Source organism: Flavobacterium sp. FG68, from assembly GCF_057808895.1.
This window is the reverse complement of the sequence record NZ_JBMDIY010000005.1, coordinates 50,424-69,788: the sequence shown is the minus strand read 5'-3', so window position 1 is coordinate 69,788 and position 19,365 is coordinate 50,424. Positions and strand designations below refer to the sequence as shown.

20 protein-coding genes are annotated in these 19,365 nt (G+C 30.0%); all 20 read left to right on the top strand.

Annotated elements, in window-relative coordinates; all coding sequences use genetic code 11:
- Window positions 1–5 precede the first annotated feature (5 nt).
- Window positions 6–1,070, top strand: a complete 1,065-nt coding sequence (locus ACODSB_RS04780; protein WP_488936200.1) for a lipopolysaccharide biosynthesis protein — start codon at window positions 6–8, stop codon at window positions 1,068–1,070.
- A complete protein-coding gene (locus ACODSB_RS04775; protein ID WP_488936199.1) occupies window positions 1,070–2,038 on the top strand; it encodes an SDR family oxidoreductase in 969 nt (322 codons plus the stop codon). The genes ACODSB_RS04780 and ACODSB_RS04775 overlap by 1 nt, the downstream gene beginning before the upstream one ends.
- 50 nt (window positions 2,039–2,088) lie before the next feature.
- Window positions 2,089–3,363 (top strand): nucleotide sugar dehydrogenase, encoded by a 1,275-nt coding sequence (locus ACODSB_RS04770; protein ID WP_256636073.1) that lies wholly within the window; start codon window positions 2,089–2,091, stop codon window positions 3,361–3,363.
- Window positions 3,364–3,381: 18 nt separating this feature from the next.
- A complete protein-coding gene (locus ACODSB_RS04765) occupies window positions 3,382–3,780 on the top strand; it encodes a sugar 3,4-ketoisomerase (protein ID WP_180860983.1) in 399 nt (132 codons plus the stop codon).
- Entirely contained in the window at window positions 3,777–4,199 is a 423-nt protein-coding gene (locus ACODSB_RS04760; RefSeq protein WP_073486661.1) for a sugar 3,4-ketoisomerase, read from the top strand. Before ACODSB_RS04765 ends, ACODSB_RS04760 begins: the two co-directional genes overlap by 4 nt.
- A complete protein-coding gene (locus ACODSB_RS04755; RefSeq protein ID WP_180860981.1) occupies window positions 4,192–4,749 on the top strand; it encodes an acyltransferase in 558 nt (185 codons plus the stop codon). Before ACODSB_RS04760 ends, ACODSB_RS04755 begins: the two co-directional genes overlap by 8 nt.
- A 20-nt stretch (window positions 4,750–4,769) precedes the next feature.
- Complete coding sequence (locus ACODSB_RS04750; protein ID WP_180860979.1) at window positions 4,770–5,873, top strand: DegT/DnrJ/EryC1/StrS family aminotransferase; 1,104 nt, start codon at window positions 4,770–4,772, stop codon at window positions 5,871–5,873.
- A gap of 2 nt (window positions 5,874–5,875) precedes the next feature.
- Complete coding sequence (locus ACODSB_RS04745) at window positions 5,876–7,360, top strand: O-antigen translocase (protein WP_180860976.1); 1,485 nt, start codon at window positions 5,876–5,878, stop codon at window positions 7,358–7,360.
- 43 nt (window positions 7,361–7,403) lie between these two features.
- On the top strand, window positions 7,404–8,624 hold the full coding sequence (locus ACODSB_RS04740) for a glycosyltransferase (RefSeq protein ID WP_488936198.1): 1,221 nt from the start codon (window positions 7,404–7,406) through the stop codon (window positions 8,622–8,624).
- 67 nt (window positions 8,625–8,691) lie between these two features.
- Window positions 8,692–9,813: a non-hydrolyzing UDP-N-acetylglucosamine 2-epimerase gene (gene wecB, locus ACODSB_RS04735; RefSeq protein ID WP_180860970.1), complete on the top strand. Its 1,122-nt coding sequence runs from the start codon at window positions 8,692–8,694 to the stop codon at window positions 9,811–9,813.
- The gene (locus ACODSB_RS04730; RefSeq protein WP_180860967.1) at window positions 9,814–10,938 is read left to right on the top strand and encodes a glycosyltransferase family protein; all 1,125 of its coding nucleotides are present in this window, start codon (window positions 9,814–9,816) and stop codon (window positions 10,936–10,938) included.
- A gap of 7 nt (window positions 10,939–10,945) precedes the next feature.
- Complete coding sequence (locus ACODSB_RS04725; RefSeq protein ID WP_488936197.1) at window positions 10,946–12,076, top strand: EpsG family protein; 1,131 nt, start codon at window positions 10,946–10,948, stop codon at window positions 12,074–12,076.
- A gap of 52 nt (window positions 12,077–12,128) precedes the next feature.
- Entirely contained in the window at window positions 12,129–13,205 is a 1,077-nt protein-coding gene (locus ACODSB_RS04720) for a glycosyltransferase (protein WP_180860961.1), read from the top strand.
- On the top strand, window positions 13,202–14,329 hold the full coding sequence (locus ACODSB_RS04715; RefSeq protein ID WP_488936196.1) for a right-handed parallel beta-helix repeat-containing protein: 1,128 nt from the start codon (window positions 13,202–13,204) through the stop codon (window positions 14,327–14,329). Before ACODSB_RS04720 ends, ACODSB_RS04715 begins: the two co-directional genes overlap by 4 nt.
- 95 nt (window positions 14,330–14,424) lie before the next feature.
- Complete coding sequence (locus ACODSB_RS04710; RefSeq protein WP_488936195.1) at window positions 14,425–15,612, top strand: glycosyltransferase family 4 protein; 1,188 nt, start codon at window positions 14,425–14,427, stop codon at window positions 15,610–15,612.
- Window positions 15,600–16,205 carry a sugar transferase gene (locus tag ACODSB_RS04705; protein ID WP_488936194.1) on the top strand — a complete coding sequence of 202 codons (606 nt, stop codon included), beginning with the start codon at window positions 15,600–15,602 and terminating at the stop codon, window positions 16,203–16,205. Before ACODSB_RS04710 ends, ACODSB_RS04705 begins: the two co-directional genes overlap by 13 nt.
- Window positions 16,192–16,812, top strand: a complete 621-nt coding sequence (locus ACODSB_RS04700) for an acetyltransferase (RefSeq protein WP_488936193.1) — start codon at window positions 16,192–16,194, stop codon at window positions 16,810–16,812. Before ACODSB_RS04705 ends, ACODSB_RS04700 begins: the two co-directional genes overlap by 14 nt.
- Window positions 16,805–17,953: a DegT/DnrJ/EryC1/StrS family aminotransferase gene (locus tag ACODSB_RS04695; RefSeq protein ID WP_488936192.1), complete on the top strand. Its 1,149-nt coding sequence runs from the start codon at window positions 16,805–16,807 to the stop codon at window positions 17,951–17,953. Before ACODSB_RS04700 ends, ACODSB_RS04695 begins: the two co-directional genes overlap by 8 nt.
- Before the next feature lie 4 nt (window positions 17,954–17,957).
- The gene (gene rfbC / locus ACODSB_RS04690) at window positions 17,958–18,506 is read left to right on the top strand and encodes a dTDP-4-dehydrorhamnose 3,5-epimerase (RefSeq protein ID WP_488936191.1); all 549 of its coding nucleotides are present in this window, start codon (window positions 17,958–17,960) and stop codon (window positions 18,504–18,506) included.
- Complete coding sequence (gene rfbD / locus ACODSB_RS04685; protein ID WP_180860946.1) at window positions 18,506–19,351, top strand: dTDP-4-dehydrorhamnose reductase; 846 nt, start codon at window positions 18,506–18,508, stop codon at window positions 19,349–19,351. Before rfbC ends, rfbD begins: the two co-directional genes overlap by 1 nt.
- Window positions 19,352–19,365 lie beyond the last annotated feature (14 nt).

The window sequence follows — 19,365 nt, the reverse complement described above, 5'->3', positions numbered from 1 at the left end:
TTTTTATGAATAATGTAATTGATGAAAGTAACGAGATTTCGTTAAAAGAATTAATAGAAAAAATAAAGGAAGGGTTCTTTTTTTTGTTATCAAAATGGAAAATTATACTGTTGGCTGGATTTATTGGGGGTTGTTTAGGGATTACTTACTCTATTTTAAAAAAACCTATTTACACAGCTACCCTTTCTTTTGCCTTAGAAGATGAAAAAACGGGAGGAGGATTAGGTAATGCATTAGGTTTGGCTACTTCACTAGGTTTGGATGTTGGTGGTGAAGGAGGAGGTATTTTTACAGGTCCAAACTTGACAGAGTTATTTAAGTCTCGCAGTATGGTCGAACAAACGTTATTGAGTCCTGTTAAAGTTGATGGAAAATTAATTTCTTTGGCTGAGATGTATATTCAAAACAATAACTGGAGAAAAAAATGGGAAGATGATAATAAATTTAAGTCATTAGAATTTTTACCTAATGGAAAAAGAGTAGGTTTTACCAGAATACAAGATAGTATTTTAGGTAAAATTTATGAAAACCTATCTAAAGGAAGTTTAAATGTAGGTCAAAAAGATAAAAAAGTTGCGATTATTACTATAGACGTTTCTTCAAAAAACGAATTATTTGCTAAATACTTTTGCGAAGCATTAGCCAAACAAGTGGGAAATTTTTATGTTGAAACCAAAAGTAAAAAAGCAAGGTTAAATATGGATATACTTGAAAGGCAAACAGATTCTGTTAGAAGAGAGCTTAATAGCGCTATTACTGGAGTAGCTATTGCAAATGATAATACTTTTAATTTAAATCCAGCTTTAAATGTAAGAAGAACCCCGTCTGCCAGAAGACAGGTTGATGTTCAGGCAAATACCGCAATACTGACAGAATTAGTAAAACAAGCCGAATTAGCCAAAGTTGCCCTACGCAAAGAAACTCCTCTTATTCAGATAATTGATTCACCTATATTACCATTAGCAAAAGAACATTTAGGAATATTAAAAGGATTGATTTTAGGAGCTTTTATTGCATCTTTTTTGACTGCTGGTTTTTTATTATTAAAAAAAACTATAAATACAATTTAATGAAAATTTTAATAACAGGAGGAGCTGGGTTTATAGGCTCAAATTTATGTGAATATTTTTTAGCAAAAGGAAACCAAGTTATTTGCCTTGATAACTTTTCAACAGGACATAGACATAATATCGAGCCTTTTTTTGCTAATAATCAATTTACTTTAATTGAAGGAGATATTAGAAATCTTGAGGACTGTACAGCGGCAGTAGAAGGTGTTGATTATGTTCTGCATGAAGCAGCTTTAGGCTCTGTCCCACGATCTATAAATGATCCGATAACAACTAATGATGTAAATGTTAGTGGGTTTTTAAATATGTTAGTTGCTTCAAGAGATGCTAAGGTGAAACGTTTTATCTATGCTGCAAGTTCATCAACTTATGGAGATTCAGAATCATTACCAAAAGTTGAAGATAAGATTGGTAATCCGCTATCTCCATATGCAATTACTAAATATGTAAATGAATTATATGCTAACATTTTTAGTAAAATATATGGATTGGAAACAATAGGGTTGAGATATTTTAATGTTTTTGGTCGACGTCAAGATCCAAATGGAGCATACGCAGCAGTAATTCCTAAATTTGTTATGCAATTTATGAATTATGAAAGTCCTTTGATTAATGGAGATGGTAACTATTCTAGAGATTTTACATATATAGATAATGTAATACAAATGAATGAAAGAGCCATTTTAACTCAAAATAGTGAGGCTGTTAATACAGTTTATAATACTGCATTTGGAGATAGAACAACTTTAAATGAGTTAGTATATATGTTGCGTGATAAACTTTCAGAGTTTGATTCAAATATAAAAGATGTTGAAATTCTTTATGGGCCAAACCGTGCAGGTGATATTCCCCATTCTTTAGCAAGTATTGAGAAAGCAAAAAGATTATTGGAATATAACCCGGAATATTCAATGGAAAAAGGGGTTAAAGAAGCCGTTAATTGGTATTATAAAAATCTAAGAAAATAAACTAATAGTAAAATAGTTTCATTTACTAATTTAAAAGAATAATTACAAATATGAAAAAAATTGCCATTATTGGTTTAGGTTATGTGGGCTTACCACTAGCAAGATTATTTGCCACGAAATACCAAGTAATTGGATTTGATGTTAATAAGAAAAGAGTTGACAAACTAAATGCAGGTCATGATTCTACACTTGAAGTTTCTGATGATGTTTTGAAAGCCGTTTTAGTAGACAATCCTAATAGTGAATCGGGTCTTTATTGTACTTATGATTTAGAAAATTTAAAAGAATGCAATATATTCATCGTAACTGTACCTACCCCAGTTGATAGAAATAACAGACCAGACCTGACCCCGCTTTATAAAGCAAGTGAAACGGTAGGTAAAGTTTTAAAAAAAGGGGATATTGTTATCTATGAATCTACTGTTTATCCTGGTGTTACAGAAGAAGAATGTGTTCCAGTATTGGAGAGAATTTCAGGGCTAATTTTCAATGAAGATTTTTTTGCGGGTTATTCACCAGAAAGAATCAATCCAGGAGATAAAGAACACACTGTTGAAAAAATCTTAAAAGTTACAGCAGGTTCTACTCCCGAAATAGGAATTGTAGTGGATAACTTATATAAAAGTGTAATTACAGCGGGTACACATCTAGCACCGACTATTAAAGTTGCCGAAGCGGCTAAAGTTATTGAGAATTCACAAAGAGATATCAATATTGCTTTTGTAAACGAATTAGCAAAAATATTTAACTTAATGAACATCAATACAAATGATGTATTGGAGGCAGCTGCAACAAAATGGAATTTTTTACATTTTAAACCTGGTCTAGTTGGGGGACATTGTATTGGTGTAGATCCTTATTATTTGGCACAGCGTGCACAGGAATTTGGGTATCATCCAGAAATTATTTTAGCAGGACGAAGATTAAATGATAGTATGGGAGAATATATTGCTTCTCAAATAATCAAATTGATGATTAAAAAAGGGATAGCTATCAAAGGGACAAATCTATTAATGCTGGGACTAACATTTAAGGAAAATTGTCCTGATATACGTAATACTAAAATTGTTGATGTGATAAGGGTTTTAGGTGAATACGGTATTGAAGTAGTTATATATGATCCTTTAGCAAATCCTTTAGAAGTTAAACATGAATATGATTTAGATGTCTATTCTGATATGCCAAATCAAAAATTTGATGCAATAGTTTTGGGGGTAGCACACAATGAATTTCTAAATTTAGATTTATCTAATTTTCAAAAAGAATTAAGTGTTATTTATGATGTGAAGAATTTTTTAAAATCTCATGTAGATGCTAAATTGTAAATATTTAAAAAGCAATTAATGAAGCCAGAAATTATTGATTTTCCTAAAATTCAAGATCCTAGAGGTAATCTTACATTTATGCAGTATTCTAGCCAAATTCCTTTTGAAATTCAAAGGACTTTCTGGACCTATGATGTTCCGGGAGGCGAAATAAGAGGGGGGCATGCATATCATCAGCAAGAAGAAATTTTAATTGCACTAAGCGGAAGTTTTGATGTTATAATTACAAAGGAAGACGGCACTACAGAAAAATTTTCCTTAAACAGAAGTTATTATGGGCTTTACTTGCCAGCAAAAACATGGAGACATATTGAAAATTTTTCTACAAATGCCCTTGCTTTGCATATTTCTAGTAAAAAGTATTTTAAGGAGGATTATATAAGAGATTTTGAAGATTTTAAAAATCTATTTAAATGATAAAACAAATAAGTGTTTTTGAATGTGATCTTTTGCATTTAAAACAAATAGGAGATCGTAGTGGGCATATTACTTCGATCAATAATAGCCTGGAGATACCTTTTGATATAAAACGAATTTTTTATCTATATGATATACCTGGAGGAGAATCTAGGGGGGCACATGCACATAAAGAATGCCACCAATTTTTAGTTGCTGCCAGTGGGAGTTTTGAGGTTTTATTAGATGATGGTGCAACAAAAAGGCAAGTTTTATTAAACAGACCTGATTTAGGTTTACATATACCACCAGGTATTTGGGCTTCTGAAATCAATTTCTCTAGCGGGTCTATATGCTTGGTGCTTGCTTCTCATGAATATAGTGAAGATGATTATCTAAGAGAGTATGACGATTATTTAAAATATATAGGAAATGTATAAAGTTCATCCATTAGCAGATGTTCAAACAAAGGATATTGGAGACAATACTACGGTCTGGCAGTTTTGCGTAATCTTAGGTAGTGCTTCAATTGGAAAAAACTGCAATATTAATTGTAATGTCTTTATCGAAAATGACGTTAAAATTGGAGATAATGTTACAATCAAGTCAGGTGTGCAAATCTGGGATGGAGTTTATATTGAGGATAATGTTTTTGTAGGTCCAAATGTAACGTTCACTAATGATCTGATACCCAGGTCTAAATCATATCCAATAGAGTTTTCTAAAACAATAATTGAAAAAGGAGCTTCAATTGGAGCAAATGCTACAATAGTGGCAGGGAATAACATAGGTTCGTATGCAATGATTGGTGCGGGTAGTGTAGTAACAAAATCAGTATTACCCTATCATCTTTTTTATGGTAACCCAGCAAAACATAAGGGATATATAACAGAAGAAGGTATCATTTTAGATTTAAACTTAAGAGATGCGGATGGAAATGTTTATGTTTTTTTTAAAGATAAATTATCTCTAAAAGAAAACCTTATTTAAGAGACTTAAAATAAAATATTATGATTAAATTTTTAGATTTACAAAAAATAAATCTTATACATCAACAAGAAATTGAAGAAAAATTAATTAATACTTTTCGCAGTGGATGGTATCTATTAGGAAGAGAAGTTAAAAATTTTGAAGAAAATCTTAAAAATTATATTGGCTCAAATCATGCTATAGGGGTAGCAAATGGGTTGGATGCTTTAAGATTAATTTTTAGAGCATATTTGGAGCTTGGGTTGATGAAAAAAGGAGATGAGGTTTTAGTTCCTGCTAATACGTACATAGCTTCCTTGTTGGCCTTATCAGATAATGGTTTAGTTCCAGTATTAGTTGAACCAAACTTAGATAATTATAATATTGATATTTCAAAAATAGAATCTAAGATTACTTCTAAAACTAAAGCGATTTTGATTGTACATCTATACGGGCAAATTGTTTTCTCTGAAGAGTTAAAAGAAATCGCAAAAAATAATAATTTAAAAATTGTAGAAGATAATGCACAAGCTATAGGGGCTTCATGGAATAAAATTAAAGCTGGGAATTTAGGTGATGCTGCGGGGTTTAGTTTTTATCCTGGGAAAAACCTTGGAGCTTTAGGAGATGCCGGTGCAGTTACCTGCAAAGATGATGACTTAGCCAAAGCAATTAGAGCAATTGCAAATTATGGGTCAAATTTAAAATACGTGAATATATATCAAGGATTAAATAGCAGATTAGATGAAATTCATGCTGCAGTATTGGATGTAAAATTGAAATACATAGATAACGAAAATCAAATTCGTAGAGAGATTGCGAACCGATATTTGAAAGAAATTAAAAATAATAAAGTAATTCTTCCAATAGAGCCTGTTGATAAAAAAGAACATGTATGGCATATTTTTGTAATTAGAACAAAAGAAAGAGATGCTCTGCAATCCTATTTACAAGAAAATGAAATACAAACTTTAATTCATTACCCTATCCCTCCTCATAAACAAGAGGCTTATAAAGACTTGAATCACTTAAGTTTACCTATTACTGAAGCTATTCATGAAGAAGTCCTTAGTTTGCCAATTAGTCCTGTGATGAGTGTAAATGAAGTTTCTAAAGTTATTGAGATCATTAATAAATTTATTTAGATTTGAAAGAAAAGCATTCTTCTTATCAACAGATATTTAAAGCAACCTCAATTTTAGGAAGTGTACAAGTATTTAATATCATTATATCTATTTTAAGAAGTAAAATTGTAGCAGTACTATTAGGTCCTGCCGGTATGGGAATCGTTTCCATTTTTACATCTACAATAGGATTGTTAGGACAAATAACCAATTTAGGATTAGGAACTTCTGCTGTTAAGAATATTTCCAAAGCTTCAGAGACCCATGATCAAGAGAAACTTGCAAAAACAGCAACGGTTTTTCGTAAACTCGTATGGATAACAGGTTTATTTGGCTTTATTGTTGCTTTAATATTATCTCCATTTTTAAGTGAAATTTCGTTCGGGAATAAAAAATATACATTTGCTTTCGTATTATTATCTATAACATTACTTTTTACACAGGTTAGTGCTGGACAAAATGTTATTCTGCAAGGAATGCGCAAAATACAGTATATGGCAAAGGCTAGTGCATTAGGGGCATTATTTGGATTGATAATATCAATACCTATGTATTATTATTGGAAAGAAGATGGAATTGTTCCGGCAATGATATTAAGTTCAATTAGCATTGTGGTAATTTCGTCATATTATGTTAAGAAAATTGCTATACCAAGTATTTCGGTAAATAGTTCTGATTTTAAAAATGAAGGAATGGATATGCTAAGAATGGGGTTTTTGATAAGTTTCAGTTCAATTATCTTATTAATAGTAGGGTATATAGTTCGTATATATATAAATAAAATTGGAGGAATAAAAGATGTTGGTTTATATACAGCTGGATTTGCTATTATTAATACTTATGTTGGAATGGTCTTTACTGCTATGGCATCTGATTATTATCCTAGATTAGCAAGTGTTTCTGACGATAAAATTAAAACAAAGAAAACAATAAATGAGCAAGCAGAAATTGCAATACTTATTTTGTCACCAATATTAGTCGTTTTTTTGGTGTTCATTCATTGGGCAATAATATTGTTATATTCAAATGATTTTATTGAAGTTATTCCAATGGTGCATTGGGCAACTCTTGGTGTTTTTTTTAAGGCACTAAGTTGGACAATTGCATTTTTATTCTTAGCAAAAGGCGAGTCAAAAGTTTACTTTTGGAATGAAGTAATAGTGAATGCATACATGTTGATTTTGAATATGTTGGGTTACTATTATTATGGGCTAACAGGTCTTGGGATTTCTTTTTTGATTAGCTATTTTTTATATTTCATACAAGTTTTTTTTATTTGTAAGATATTTTACGAATTTGATTTTAATAAAGAAATTATTAAAATTTTTTCAATTCAATTTACATTAGCGATATTCTCTTTTATAGCAGTTTACTTTTGTAATGTTTATGTAGCTTATTCCGTGGGTTTAGTAATTATCCTGATATCTAGTTGTTTTTCGCTAAATGAATTAGATAAGAAATTAGATATTAAAGGTATAGTTAGTAATAAATTTAAGAAGAAGGTTTAATTTTATAAATCGATTGATTAGTAGTTAAATGAATAATGAGAAGATGACAATTGCTTTCATAACTCCGTTAATGATTATTGGAGGTGCAGAAACCTATATAATTAATAAATGTGAATGGTTAATAGCTAATAATTTTAATGTAATAGTTATTTCACAAGGTGGCGAAAATGTCTCAAATTTACCTCAAGGTACAATTCATATAACGTTGGAAGGAATAAGTTTACCTCCTTTAGTATTTACAAATGCTCAATACAACAGCTTTAAACAAAAGCTAAAGACAATTTTATTAGATAATAAAGTAAATGTTATTGAGGCTCATAATTCATACCCAATTGTTCACGTGGCTTCTTTGTATAATGAAACTGGAATTCCTTTTTGCGTAAATATATTGTCAGAGCTTTCTTATAGGCGTAATCCTTTGTTGAAAATTATCACTAAGAAAATGGATAGGTTTGGGCTATTTTATTCACTAACGCCACAAATGCATGAATATATTGAAGGAGTTACAAAATTAAAATTAAATCCCAATATAATACCCATTCCAGTTAAAGCAATTGAGACCGATAGTTCTGTTTCTACTCAAAAATATATTTTATCTGTCAGCAGGTTATCTGAAGATAAAGACTACGTAAAATATTTAATTCAGGATTTCTATGAAATATATAGAAAAAATGAAAGTTTTAAGGAATACAAATTAGTTATTGTAGGCGATGGTAATTTGTTCAATGAATTAAATCAATTAGCGCTTCATATAAATGGAGAATTGGGTCAGGAAATTATTCAATTAAAAGGAACTGTAGTTGGTAAAGATTTAGAAAAATTGTATCAGGGATGTACAATGTTTGTTGGTATGGGAACTACTCTTTTGCTAGCTGCTTCGTGTGCTAAGCCTTCAATAATTGCTGGATTTACTCCTGAAACAAATAAATCTGCTTGGGGTTTTTGGGGCGAGAATAACTTAGATAAAGATATAATAGTCATTAATTCTCCAAAGGATCGATCTCCGGTAAGCTTTCAATTAGCAATACAAAGTATAATAGAATCAGATTCACGTCGAACTAGTGCTGGTAATGCAGCTATTAAAATGTTTAATGAAAATTACGATTATAATTCTATAATGACCTTATGGAAAAGTGAATATGATAAGATTATAGATGTTTGCAAAAAAAATGAGATAATGATAGAAAAAGAACTTAAAAATTATGAATGGCCAATTCATTTTTATCGCCAAATTCGTAGAATAGTTAAGTTTTTTAAGATATAATCGTGCTTAGAATTTTCTTCAAATAAAAAGATAATATAAAGTAATTTAAATAGTTGTAAATATTATAATGAAAAAAAATTTAATTGTTTTTGGAACAAGGCCTGAGGCTATAAAAATGGCTCCTCTGGTTCAAGAGTTTAAAAAACATTCAGATATTTTTGAAACCAGAGTTTGTGTTACCGCTCAGCATCGGGAAATGTTAGATCAAGTTTTGGACTTTTTTAATATTCAGCCAGAGTACGACCTGAACTTAATGAAGGCAAATCAAAACTTATATTCACTAACAGCAGATATTATAATCGGCTTAAAAGAAGTTTTAGAGGATTTTAAACCAGATTATGTTTATGTGCATGGTGATACAACGACAACAATGGCAGCTAGTTTAGCATCATTTTATTCTGGAGCTAAAATTTGTCATGTTGAAGCAGGACTTCGTACAAATTTTAAGCGAACACCTTTCCCTGAAGAAATGAATAGACAATTGACAGGAAGAATTGCTGATTATCATTTTGCCCCAACAGAAGCATCTAAGGAAAACCTCTTAAAAGAAAATATAGCATCTGAAACAATATTGGTAACAGGTAATACGGTTATTGACGCGTTGATTGATAGTTCTAAAAGAGTAGAAGATATCTATAATTTGGAAATTGAAAACTTAAAGAAGATTGTAAAAAAGGATGTAAAAACAATTCTTGTTACCGGCCACCGTAGAGAAAATCATGGAGATGGTTTTATTCGAATTTGTGAAGCTTTAAGAGAAATAGCTTTAATTAATCAAGATGTAGAGATAATTTATCCAGTACACTTAAACCCTAATGTAAAACGACCAGTTTATGAAATACTATCTGGAATTGATAATATTAAGTTAATAGAGCCTTTGGCTTACCCTGCTTTTGTATGGTTGATGGATAAATCGTATTTAATCATTACTGATAGCGGTGGAGTTCAGGAAGAAGCACCAAGTCTTGGAAAACCTGTGCTGGTTATGCGTGAATCGACAGAAAGACCTGAGGCAGTAGTTGCTGGAACAGTAATATTGGTTGGGACTAACAAAGAACTTATAGTGAATGAAGCAAATAAATTGCTGAATGATGAGGATAAATATACAAGGATGAGTGTACTACACAACCCTTATGGTGATGGAAAAGCGTGTGAAAGAATTGTAAACTATATATCAAATTTAGAATAAATGAGCAATATCTTAGTATATAATCATGACATACAAAAATACCCGCCTATTCTAACTACAGTGAAAATATTACTCTCTTTAGGTAAGAAAGTTGTTATTGTAGGTTATTGCAGTGATAAAAATACGATTTCTGATTTAGAATCCCAAGGGGTAGTTTATTTTGAAACAATTATAAACGATATCAAAGAAAATAAAATTGTAAAATTTTTTAAACTATATTCATATAAGAAAAAAGTTGAGAAAATTGTAAATGAAGAATTTAAAAAAGACTCAATTTTATGGTTATACGGAAATCAAAATATATGGCTTCTTTATAATTTAGTTTTTAAATTTAAATCAATATTGTATTTATTTGAAACTCCACAACTAAAAGTAGGATTGAGATATAAGCTTTTAAGTCCATTTCTTAATTATGCAGACACTATGCAAAAAGCATGGAAAGTGGTTTGCTGTGAATACAATAGAGCTCATATCACAAAAGCTTATTTTAATTTGGTAAAATTACCAATTGTAATTCCAAACAAACCTGATTTTGATCTTTCTAAATTAAAAAATATACTTGATGATGAGACTGAAGCTCTTTTCAAGAATAAAAAGCTGATCTTATATCAGGGAATTTTTAACTATCCTGAAAGAAGATTAGATGAGTTATGTGAGTCCATACAATATTTACCAAGCGAATATCTGATTTGCATTATGGGAGGAGACGATAATAATAAGGCTAGGCTTATCAACAAATACGAATCAGAGCGTGTTGTATTTTTGCCTTTTAAATCGGCGCCATATCATCTGGAGATTACTCAAAAAGCATATATAGGCTTTCTGTCCTATTTTTCGCAACAAGGATCAATCGAAACAGCAATAAATACGCTTTACTGTGCACCCAATAAAATTTTTGAATATTCATGCTTTAGTGTACCCATGATTTCAAATGATGTTCCTGGCTTGTCCAATTTATTTAATAAATACAACGCGGGAAAAGTAGTTGCTGAATTTGAACCTAAGGAAATGGCTAATATCATTTTAGAAATCGATAAAAATTACGATGAGTTTAGTAAAGGTTCTTTGTCTTTGTATAATTCAGTAAATATTAAATCTTTGGTGAGTAAATTAATAGAAAAATAAAAGGGCAATGAATTTTTTTAGTTTACCATATCTTGCCCTTATACTATGTTATGTTTTTTTATACTTTTATGAAAAAAGTAGTCAACAGTCAAATAATAAAAGTGTAGCTGGATTTTGGGGTGCTTTTATTTTTGTTTTATTTTTTGGATTTAGAGGTTTTATAGGAAGCGATTGGTTTAATTATGAAAATTATTATTCAGAAGCAACTTTAGATATGTGGACAGCTTTTGACTATGAGATTGGATTTTCATTTTTGGTGAAATTATTCCATGATTTAGGCTTTGAGTATTCGTTTTTTGTGTTTTTTATAACGTTAATACAAGTCGTTTTATGGCATAGGTTCTTAAAAAAAGAATCATATAATATTTCGCTAGCCTATATTGTTCTTATAAGTTGTTTTCCGCTTTTAATTATTGATTTATTAAGAAATTTTACAGCTATCCTGATAGCAGTTCAATCGATAGAATACATTAATAAAAATAAAAAAATAAAGGCCTTCCTGATTATCTTATTTTCTATGAGTTTTCATTTGACAGGTATTACCTTTCTCCTTCTTTTTTTCCTAAAGCGAAATTATTTCAATAAAAAAGTATTGGTTATTTTATTAATTTTTGGCATTATAGTTTATTTTCTTCAGATTCGCTTTATAGATAGTATTATGGCTTCCTTAGGAGCAGTACTAGGCGGTAGATTTGAATATTTGGCCGGCACTTTAACCGAATCAGATGTGTCTTATGGAATACGATTTGGAATCCTTGAAAAGATTTTCCTGTTTATATTAGTACTAAGTAATTATAAATATATAGTAAATAATAAAGTAATTTCCCCAATATACTTTAACAGTTTTTTTTGTTACTGTTTTATTCAACTATATTTTAGTACTTCAGATGCCATGATAAATAGATTTGCACTGTTGTTTTTTTGGGCATATTTAATGATATTATGTAATTTAAAAGATTTAATTAAGCATCGAGAGTTGAGAAAAACCGTTGTATTTCCAGTTATATTATTTTGTTTTTTGAAAACTTACATTACTTTTAATAACCCACTATATAGATACACGAGCGTAATTTTTGGTAAGGAATCGTATTATGATCGAGCACTAATTAGAGATGAGTTTTATGAATCAAAAGAATAGATTGAAAGATAATTTAATATCACAGCTTAAGAAAAGAAAATAAATTTACCAGGTGAAAGTATTGCAAATCATTACATCTCTATCTATTGGGGGAGCAGAAAAGTTAATTGTTGATAGTGTCCCTCTTTATCAAGCCAAAGGAATAGAGATGGATGTTCTCTCTATAAACAATAGGAAAACTCCATTTTGGGAAAAGCTAGAGAAGAATAGCAATGGAAAAGTATCAGGACTTACCTCTAAATCTATTTATAACCCTTTTTTAATATTTAAAATTATTCCCTATTTAAAGAAATATGACGTAGTACACTTACACTTATTTCCAACATTATATTGGGTAGTAATTGCAAAATGTATTTCTTTTTCGAAAGTCAAATTAGTCTATACAGAACATAGTACTAACAATAGAAGAAGGGATATGGTGCTATTTAAATTTGTTGACAAGATTATTTATAAGAAACTCCAAAAAATTGTTTGTATAACTCTAGGTGTAAAAAATAACTTGAAGGAACATCTAAAATTTAATAAAAACATGCAGGTTATTAATAATGGTATAGATACCAAAAAATTTAATAATGTGGATAATATTACAGATTTTAAGTTTTTCGAAAAAGAAGATTTTAAGTTAATACAGGTATCTAGTTTTCGTAAACAAAAAGATCAAGCGACTTTAATTCGAAGTTTGAAACTGCTTCCGGAAGTAGTTAAATTGATTTTGGTAGGAGATGGGCCTTTGATTGAGAACAATAAAGTTTTAGCAGAAGAATTAGGGATTAAAGAAAGAGTAGTGTTTTTAGGTAACAGATACGATATTCCAGAATTATTGAAGTATAGCGATGTTGTAATTTTATCTTCAGAATGGGAAGGATTTGGGCTAGCAATTGTAGAGGGAATGGCGTCTGGTAAGCCAGTTATAGCAAGTAATATTGACGGAATCAAAGAAATTGTTAAAGACCATGGTTTGCTATTTGAAAAAGGAAATGAGAAAGAACTCGAAATTTTGGTAAGGAAATTGCTAGAGGACAATGATTTTTATCAAAAAAATGCCAGACAGTGCTTACTAAGATCTAATGATTTTAGTATAAATAAAATGATAGATCAATATATTGAAATATATAAATTAGTACAATGAATAAATTAATATTATTATTAGTTTTATTGTTTTTTGTATCATGCAACTCCCAGCAAAAAAAGGAGTTAGATTTTAAATATAGAAACGTTAAAACAACTCATATTGCTACTATTCCATTAGTTGCAAAAAGCAAAATTAAATATTCAAAGCTAGAGAATTATCTGCCTAAGAATTATGTTCAGGATGGATCTGTAGATTATGGTACTTACTTACAAAAAGGAATTGATGAAAATAGTTTTGTTGAATTTCCTAATTTTCCAATCCTAATAGGAGAAAATGGTTTAACATTAAAAAGCAATTCAATACTACTATTTAAAAGTAAATCAAAATTAATTTTAAAAGCAAATTCACTTTCAAATTATCACATTTTAGATCTTAAAAATATAGAAAACGTTCAGATATATAATCCTAAATTAGTAGGAGAAAGATATGAACATACAGGTGTGAAGGGAGAATGGGGAATGGGTATTAATATACTTTCATCTAAAAATATTTCAATTTATAACCCAGAAATAAAAAATTGTTGGGGGGATGGTATTTATATTAGTAAATTTTCTGCTATAGAGTCAGAAAACATTATTGTTAAAGGAGGAATTATTGATAACAATCGACGCAATGGAATATCGATTATAAGTGGGAAGAAAATAGATATTTCGAATATAGTACTTTCAAATACTAATGGAACTCTTCCGATGGCAGGAATTGATATCGAACCAAATACTAATGATGATGTTTTAGAAGGTATAAATTTAAAAAAAATAAAAACGTTCAATAACGCAGATGCTGGTGTCGCAATTATTTTATTGAATATGATTGGAAAAAATCATAAGAACGTTTCTATTAATATTGATTCTCATATTGATTACTTTTCTAAAACGAGTTTTTTAATGGGAGGTAACAGACTTTCATATCCAGAATCCATTAAAGTGCTTGGCGGGTTTATTAATGTTACAAATTCTAATTGGAATGACAGTCAGAATAAATTATTAATGGCCAGCGATTTTAAATATATACCCAAGTATAAATTTTCTAATTTGAAGATAAGTACCAACGGAAAGTTGGATACTAAAGAAACTGAACTGAGAAAAAAGCAATTGCGTGAAAGAGTAATTTCTGTGAATTAAAACATTTGATCTAAAGAAATTAAAAATATACAAACACAAACACTTTTTAGTGCGATAAATGTTTGATTGTGTTAAAAATATCCCTAAACTTAGAAATGAACCAAATAATTTCAGGTAAAAGTAAACAGAAGTTAATACGTATTACGACTGTCCCATTATCATTAAAAACTTTATTAAAAGGGCAAAGTAGATTTATGTCTTCTTATTATGAAGTAATCGGAATTTCATCTGCTGGAAAAGAACTGTCAGATGTTAATTTAGATGAAGGAATTCGTGTTTTGTCGGTAGAAATGACTAGAAAAATTTCACCTGCAAAAGATTTAAAATCTCTTTATGAATTATATAGGATTTTAAAAAAAGAAAAACCTTTTATAGTCCACTCTCATACACCAAAAGCAGGTATTATTTCAATGCTTGCTGCAAAGTTTGCGGGAGTACCCTTTAGACTACATACTGTTGCAGGTTTACCATTAATGGAAGCCACGGGAAATAAAAGAAAGTTATTAAATCTTGTAGAAAAATTAACTTATCGATTTGCTACAAATGTATATCCAAATTCAAAAGGGTTGTATGATTTTATAGTAGAAAATAAATTTGCAGATAAAGCAAAATTAAAAGTTTTAGGTAATGGAAGTTCAAATGGAATTAACACTAATCATTTTGATGCAAACTTAATTTCATCAGAACAAAAAGCTTTATTAGTAAAACATTTAAATATTATTCCGACAGATTTTGTTTTTATTTTTGTTGGAAGACTTGTTTCTGATAAAGGTATAAATGAACTGGTTAAATCCTTCAATGAACTTAGTAAGGATTATAGTAATGCTAAATTAATTCTGGTTGGTTCTTTTGAAGAAGAATTAGATCCATTGGATTTGAATACTCTTCAGATTATTAACGAAAATTCAAAAATTCTTTCAGTTGGTTTCCAGCAGGATGTTCGTTATTATTTTGCTATTAGCGATTGTTTAGTTTTTCCTAGCTATCGAGAGGGATTTCCAAATGTTGTAATGCAAGCAGGCGCTATGGGGTTGCCATCTATTGTCTCTGATATAAATGGATGTAATGAAATTATTGAAGACGGAATTAATGGAATAATTGTGCCTGTAAAAAATGTCCAATCGATTTATGATAGTATGAAAAGAATGATTAGTGATTCAGAATTGAAAGATTCTTTAAAAGAGAAATCTAGAGAAATGATCGTATCTCGCTATGATCAAAAAGTCATTTGGGATGCTATTTTAGATGAATATAAAAAATTAGAAAATTTATGTACAAAGTAGTTTTTAAACCCGCACTTGATTTTTTAGTTGCATTTATTGGTTTTCTAATTCTGAGTCCAGTTTTTTTTATAGTAACAATAGGCTTATGTTTTGCAAATCAAGGAAAACCATTTTTTTTTCAAAACCGTCCAGGGAAAAGTGGTAAGATTTTTAAAATAATAAAGTTTAGAACCATGAACGAGAAGCAAGATTCTCAAGGAGAATTATTATCAGATGCAGAACGATTAACGAAGATTGGTCAATTTGTTAGAAAAACATCTTTAGACGAGATACCTCAATTGTTAAATGTTCTAAAAGGTGATATGAGTATTATAGGTCCTCGTCCATTACTACCGGAATATTTACCATTGTATAACGAATTTCAAAAAAAACGACATGATGTCAAACCAGGTATTACTGGCTGGGCACAAGTAAATGGAAGAAATGCAATTTCATGGCAGGATAAATTTACATTTGATGTTTGGTATGTTGAAAATGTATCATTTTTGTTAGATTTAAAAATTATTCTGAAAACTTTTAAAAAAGTAATTGTAAGTGAGGGAATTAATGCAGCAAATGTTGCGACTATAGATCGTTTTAATGGAGAGTGTTAAATATTTATATGGAGCAAGTGGTCATTGCAAAGTAATTATTGAGATATTAAAAAGCATAAACAATAAAGTTGGAGCAATTTTGGATGACTATCCAAAAAATAATTTTCTTATGGATATTCCAGTAATTGAATTTTCTAAAACAGAAATTTTACCAGGAGATAATATTATTATTTCTATAGGAAATAATGAGACTAGAAAAAAAATTGCTTCAAACATTAATGCTCACTTTGCTGTTGCATTTCACAATAAAGCAATCATATCTGAAAGTGCAAAAATTGATAAAGGTTCTGTTGTTATGGCAGGAGTCGTTATAAATGCTTCAGTAAATATAGGTAAGCATTGTATCATTAATACGGGTTCAATAATTGACCATGATTGCAACATTGCAGACTATTGCCATATTTCTCCCAATGTTTCTCTAGCAGGAAACGTTACAATAGGAGAAGGAACACACGTTGGTATTGGTACTTGCGTTATACAAGGTGTTAAAATTGGAAAATGGACAACGATAGGAGCTGGATCGGTAATAATCGATGATATTCCGGATTTTGCTGTTGTTGTTGGTAATCCAGGCAAAATAATAAAATATAATCATAAAAATGAATAATTCAAAAATATGGCTGTCATCTCCACATATGGGAGGGACAGAAGAAAAATATGTTCAAGAAGCTTTTGATACAAATTGGATAGCTCCATTAGGGCCAAATGTGAACGGTTTCGAAAAAGATTTAGAAACATATTTGGGATCAAATATTCAAGTAGGCGCACTAAGTTCAGGAACAGCTGCTATTCATTTAGGGCTAATTCTATTAGGCATTAAAGCTGGTGATGAAGTTATTTGCCAAAGTATGACTTTTTCAGCATCTGCAAATCCAATTATGTATTTAGGGGCAACTCCTGTTTTTGTTGATAGCGAAAGTGATACATGGAATTTATGTCCAATCTCATTAGAAAATGCTATTATTGACAGAATCTCGAAAGGAAAAAAACCAAAAGCAATCATTGCAGTTCATCTTTATGGAATGCCTTATAAAGTTGATGATATTAATAATATCGCTGCAAAGTATAATATTCCTGTTCTTGAAGATAGTGCAGAAGCACTAGGAAGTTATTTTAAAAATAAGAAATGTGGAACTTTTGGCGAAATAGGAGTTCTTTCTTTTAATGGAAATAAAATTATTACAACGTCTGGAGGTGGAGCAATTGTAACAAAAAAATCAGAGGTAAAAGAAAAAGCAGTTTTTCTTTCTACTCAGGCTAGAGATAATGCACCTCATTATCAACACAGCGAAATTGGATATAATTACAGAATGAGTAATATCTGCGCAGGGATTGGTCGTGGACAAATGGAAATTTTAGACAATCATATACAACTTCGTAGAAATATGAATAATTTTTATGCTAATTACTTTAACAATATTGAAGGAGTTGAGGTTCTTACAGAACCAAATGATGATTATTTTTCAAATCATTGGTTGTCTGCCATTACGATAGATTCGGCAAAAACTAATGGAAAGACAAGAGAAGATTTAAGAGTTGCATTTGAAGCAGCTAATATTGAAAGCAGGCCTCTTTGGAAGCCAATGCATTTGCAGCCTGTTTTTGAACAGTATCCATATTATGGTAAAAAAGTGTCTGAAAAATTATTTGAAAATGGATTGTGTCTGCCTTCTGGATCAAATTTAAGTGATGAAGATAGAAAAAGAATACAGGCAGTTTTAGACGATTTTTTTAATGTGAAATTCTAATTAAATGAAAATTGAAAAAACATTTATTGAAGGTTTATTTATCGTCGAACCTATTATATTAGGAGATGAAAGAGGTTATTTTTTTGAATCATACAGCAAAACTAAATTTCAAGACTTAGGTGTTGAAATTGATTTCATTCAGGATAATCAATCTTTTTCACGGTATGGAACCTTGAGAGGTTTGCATTATCAAAATCCACCATTTGCTCAAACTAAACTAGTTCGTGTTTTACAAGGCGAAATAGTAGATATTGTAGTTGATTTGAGAAAAGGTTCACTAACTTACGGCAAAACATTCAGTGTTTTATTATCAGCCGAAAATAAAAAGCAACTATTAATACCACAAGGTTTTGCACATGGTTTTTCAGTGATAAGTGAAACCGCTTCTGTAATGTATAAATGTGATCAGATTTACAATAAAGCTTCTGAAGGAGGTATTAAATTTGATGATCCGTCATTAAATATTGACTGGGTGATAGATTTAAATAAAGCCATTATTTCAGAGAAAGATCAAACTCTACCTTTCATTCAGGAATGCAATAGTTTATTTTAATGAAGAAGATACTTGTAACTGGTTCGAATGGTCAATTGGGTTCTGAATTGTATGTTTTGTCGTTACAATATTTACAGTATAATTGGGTTTTTGCAGATCGAAGCAAAGTTACACTTGATGATGTTAACGTGCTGAAAGTGCAACTAAATGAAATTAAACCTGATATTATCCTGAATTGCGCAGCATACACATTAGTAGACAAAGCAGAGACAGAAAAAGAAATAGCTTTTACAATTAATCATTTAGCAGTTGAATCAATCGCTAAATATGCTGAGGGTAATAATGTGAAATTACTACATATTTCGACAGATTATGTGTTTGACGGATCTTCATCAAGTCCTTTAAATGAAGAAGCTGTAACAAATCCTATTAATATCTATGGTGAAAGTAAAAGAGCCGGAGAAGTAGCTTGTCTTAAAGAAAATCCAAACTCAATTGTAATTAGAACTTCTTGGGTTTATAGCAAATTTGGCAATAATTTTGTTAAAACAATGCAGAGATTAATGCAAGAAAAAGATCAAATTAATGTTGTTAATGATCAAGTAGGATCTCCTACTTATGCCGCTGATTTAGCGCAGGTAATTATTGATATTGTTGAATCTGAAAAATGGATACCAGGAATTTACAATTATTCAAATGAAGGTGAAATAACATGGTATGAATTTGCGTTGGCGATAAAAGAGTTTGGAAAGTACAATTGTAAAGTTTATGGAATACCGTCATCATCTTATCCAACTCCTGCAAAACGACCAATATTTTCGTTGTTAAGTAAAATAAAGATAAAAAAAACTTATAACGTTGATATTCCTAATTATAAAGATAGTTTAGAAAAAATGTTCATATAGATTAATTTAAGATT

Coding starts and splice junctions, on each gene's coding strand:
- ACODSB_RS04755 (WP_180860981.1), top strand. CDS start 4,192: ATGTATAAAGTTCATCCATTAGCAGATGTTCAAACAAAGGATATTGGA.
- ACODSB_RS04705 (WP_488936194.1), top strand. CDS start 15,600: ATGTACAAAGTAGTTTTTAAACCCGCACTTGATTTTTTAGTTGCATTT.
- wecB (WP_180860970.1), top strand. CDS start 8,692: ATGAAAAAAAATTTAATTGTTTTTGGAACAAGGCCTGAGGCTATAAAA.
- ACODSB_RS04700 (WP_488936193.1), top strand. CDS start 16,192: ATGGAGAGTGTTAAATATTTATATGGAGCAAGTGGTCATTGCAAAGTA.
- ACODSB_RS04725 (WP_488936197.1), top strand. CDS start 10,946: ATGAATTTTTTTAGTTTACCATATCTTGCCCTTATACTATGTTATGTT.
- ACODSB_RS04775 (WP_488936199.1), top strand. CDS start 1,070: ATGAAAATTTTAATAACAGGAGGAGCTGGGTTTATAGGCTCAAATTTA.
- ACODSB_RS04765 (WP_180860983.1), top strand. CDS start 3,382: ATGAAGCCAGAAATTATTGATTTTCCTAAAATTCAAGATCCTAGAGGT.
- ACODSB_RS04715 (WP_488936196.1), top strand. CDS start 13,202: ATGAATAAATTAATATTATTATTAGTTTTATTGTTTTTTGTATCATGC.
- ACODSB_RS04770 (WP_256636073.1), top strand. CDS start 2,089: ATGAAAAAAATTGCCATTATTGGTTTAGGTTATGTGGGCTTACCACTA.
- ACODSB_RS04750 (WP_180860979.1), top strand. CDS start 4,770: ATGATTAAATTTTTAGATTTACAAAAAATAAATCTTATACATCAACAA.
- ACODSB_RS04730 (WP_180860967.1), top strand. CDS start 9,814: ATGAGCAATATCTTAGTATATAATCATGACATACAAAAATACCCGCCT.
- ACODSB_RS04740 (WP_488936198.1), top strand. CDS start 7,404: ATGACAATTGCTTTCATAACTCCGTTAATGATTATTGGAGGTGCAGAA.
- rfbD (WP_180860946.1), top strand. CDS start 18,506: ATGAAGAAGATACTTGTAACTGGTTCGAATGGTCAATTGGGTTCTGAA.
- rfbC (WP_488936191.1), top strand. CDS start 17,958: ATGAAAATTGAAAAAACATTTATTGAAGGTTTATTTATCGTCGAACCT.
- ACODSB_RS04780 (WP_488936200.1), top strand. CDS start 6: ATGAATAATGTAATTGATGAAAGTAACGAGATTTCGTTAAAAGAATTA.
- ACODSB_RS04760 (WP_073486661.1), top strand. CDS start 3,777: ATGATAAAACAAATAAGTGTTTTTGAATGTGATCTTTTGCATTTAAAA.
- ACODSB_RS04695 (WP_488936192.1), top strand. CDS start 16,805: ATGAATAATTCAAAAATATGGCTGTCATCTCCACATATGGGAGGGACA.
- ACODSB_RS04710 (WP_488936195.1), top strand. CDS start 14,425: ATGAACCAAATAATTTCAGGTAAAAGTAAACAGAAGTTAATACGTATT.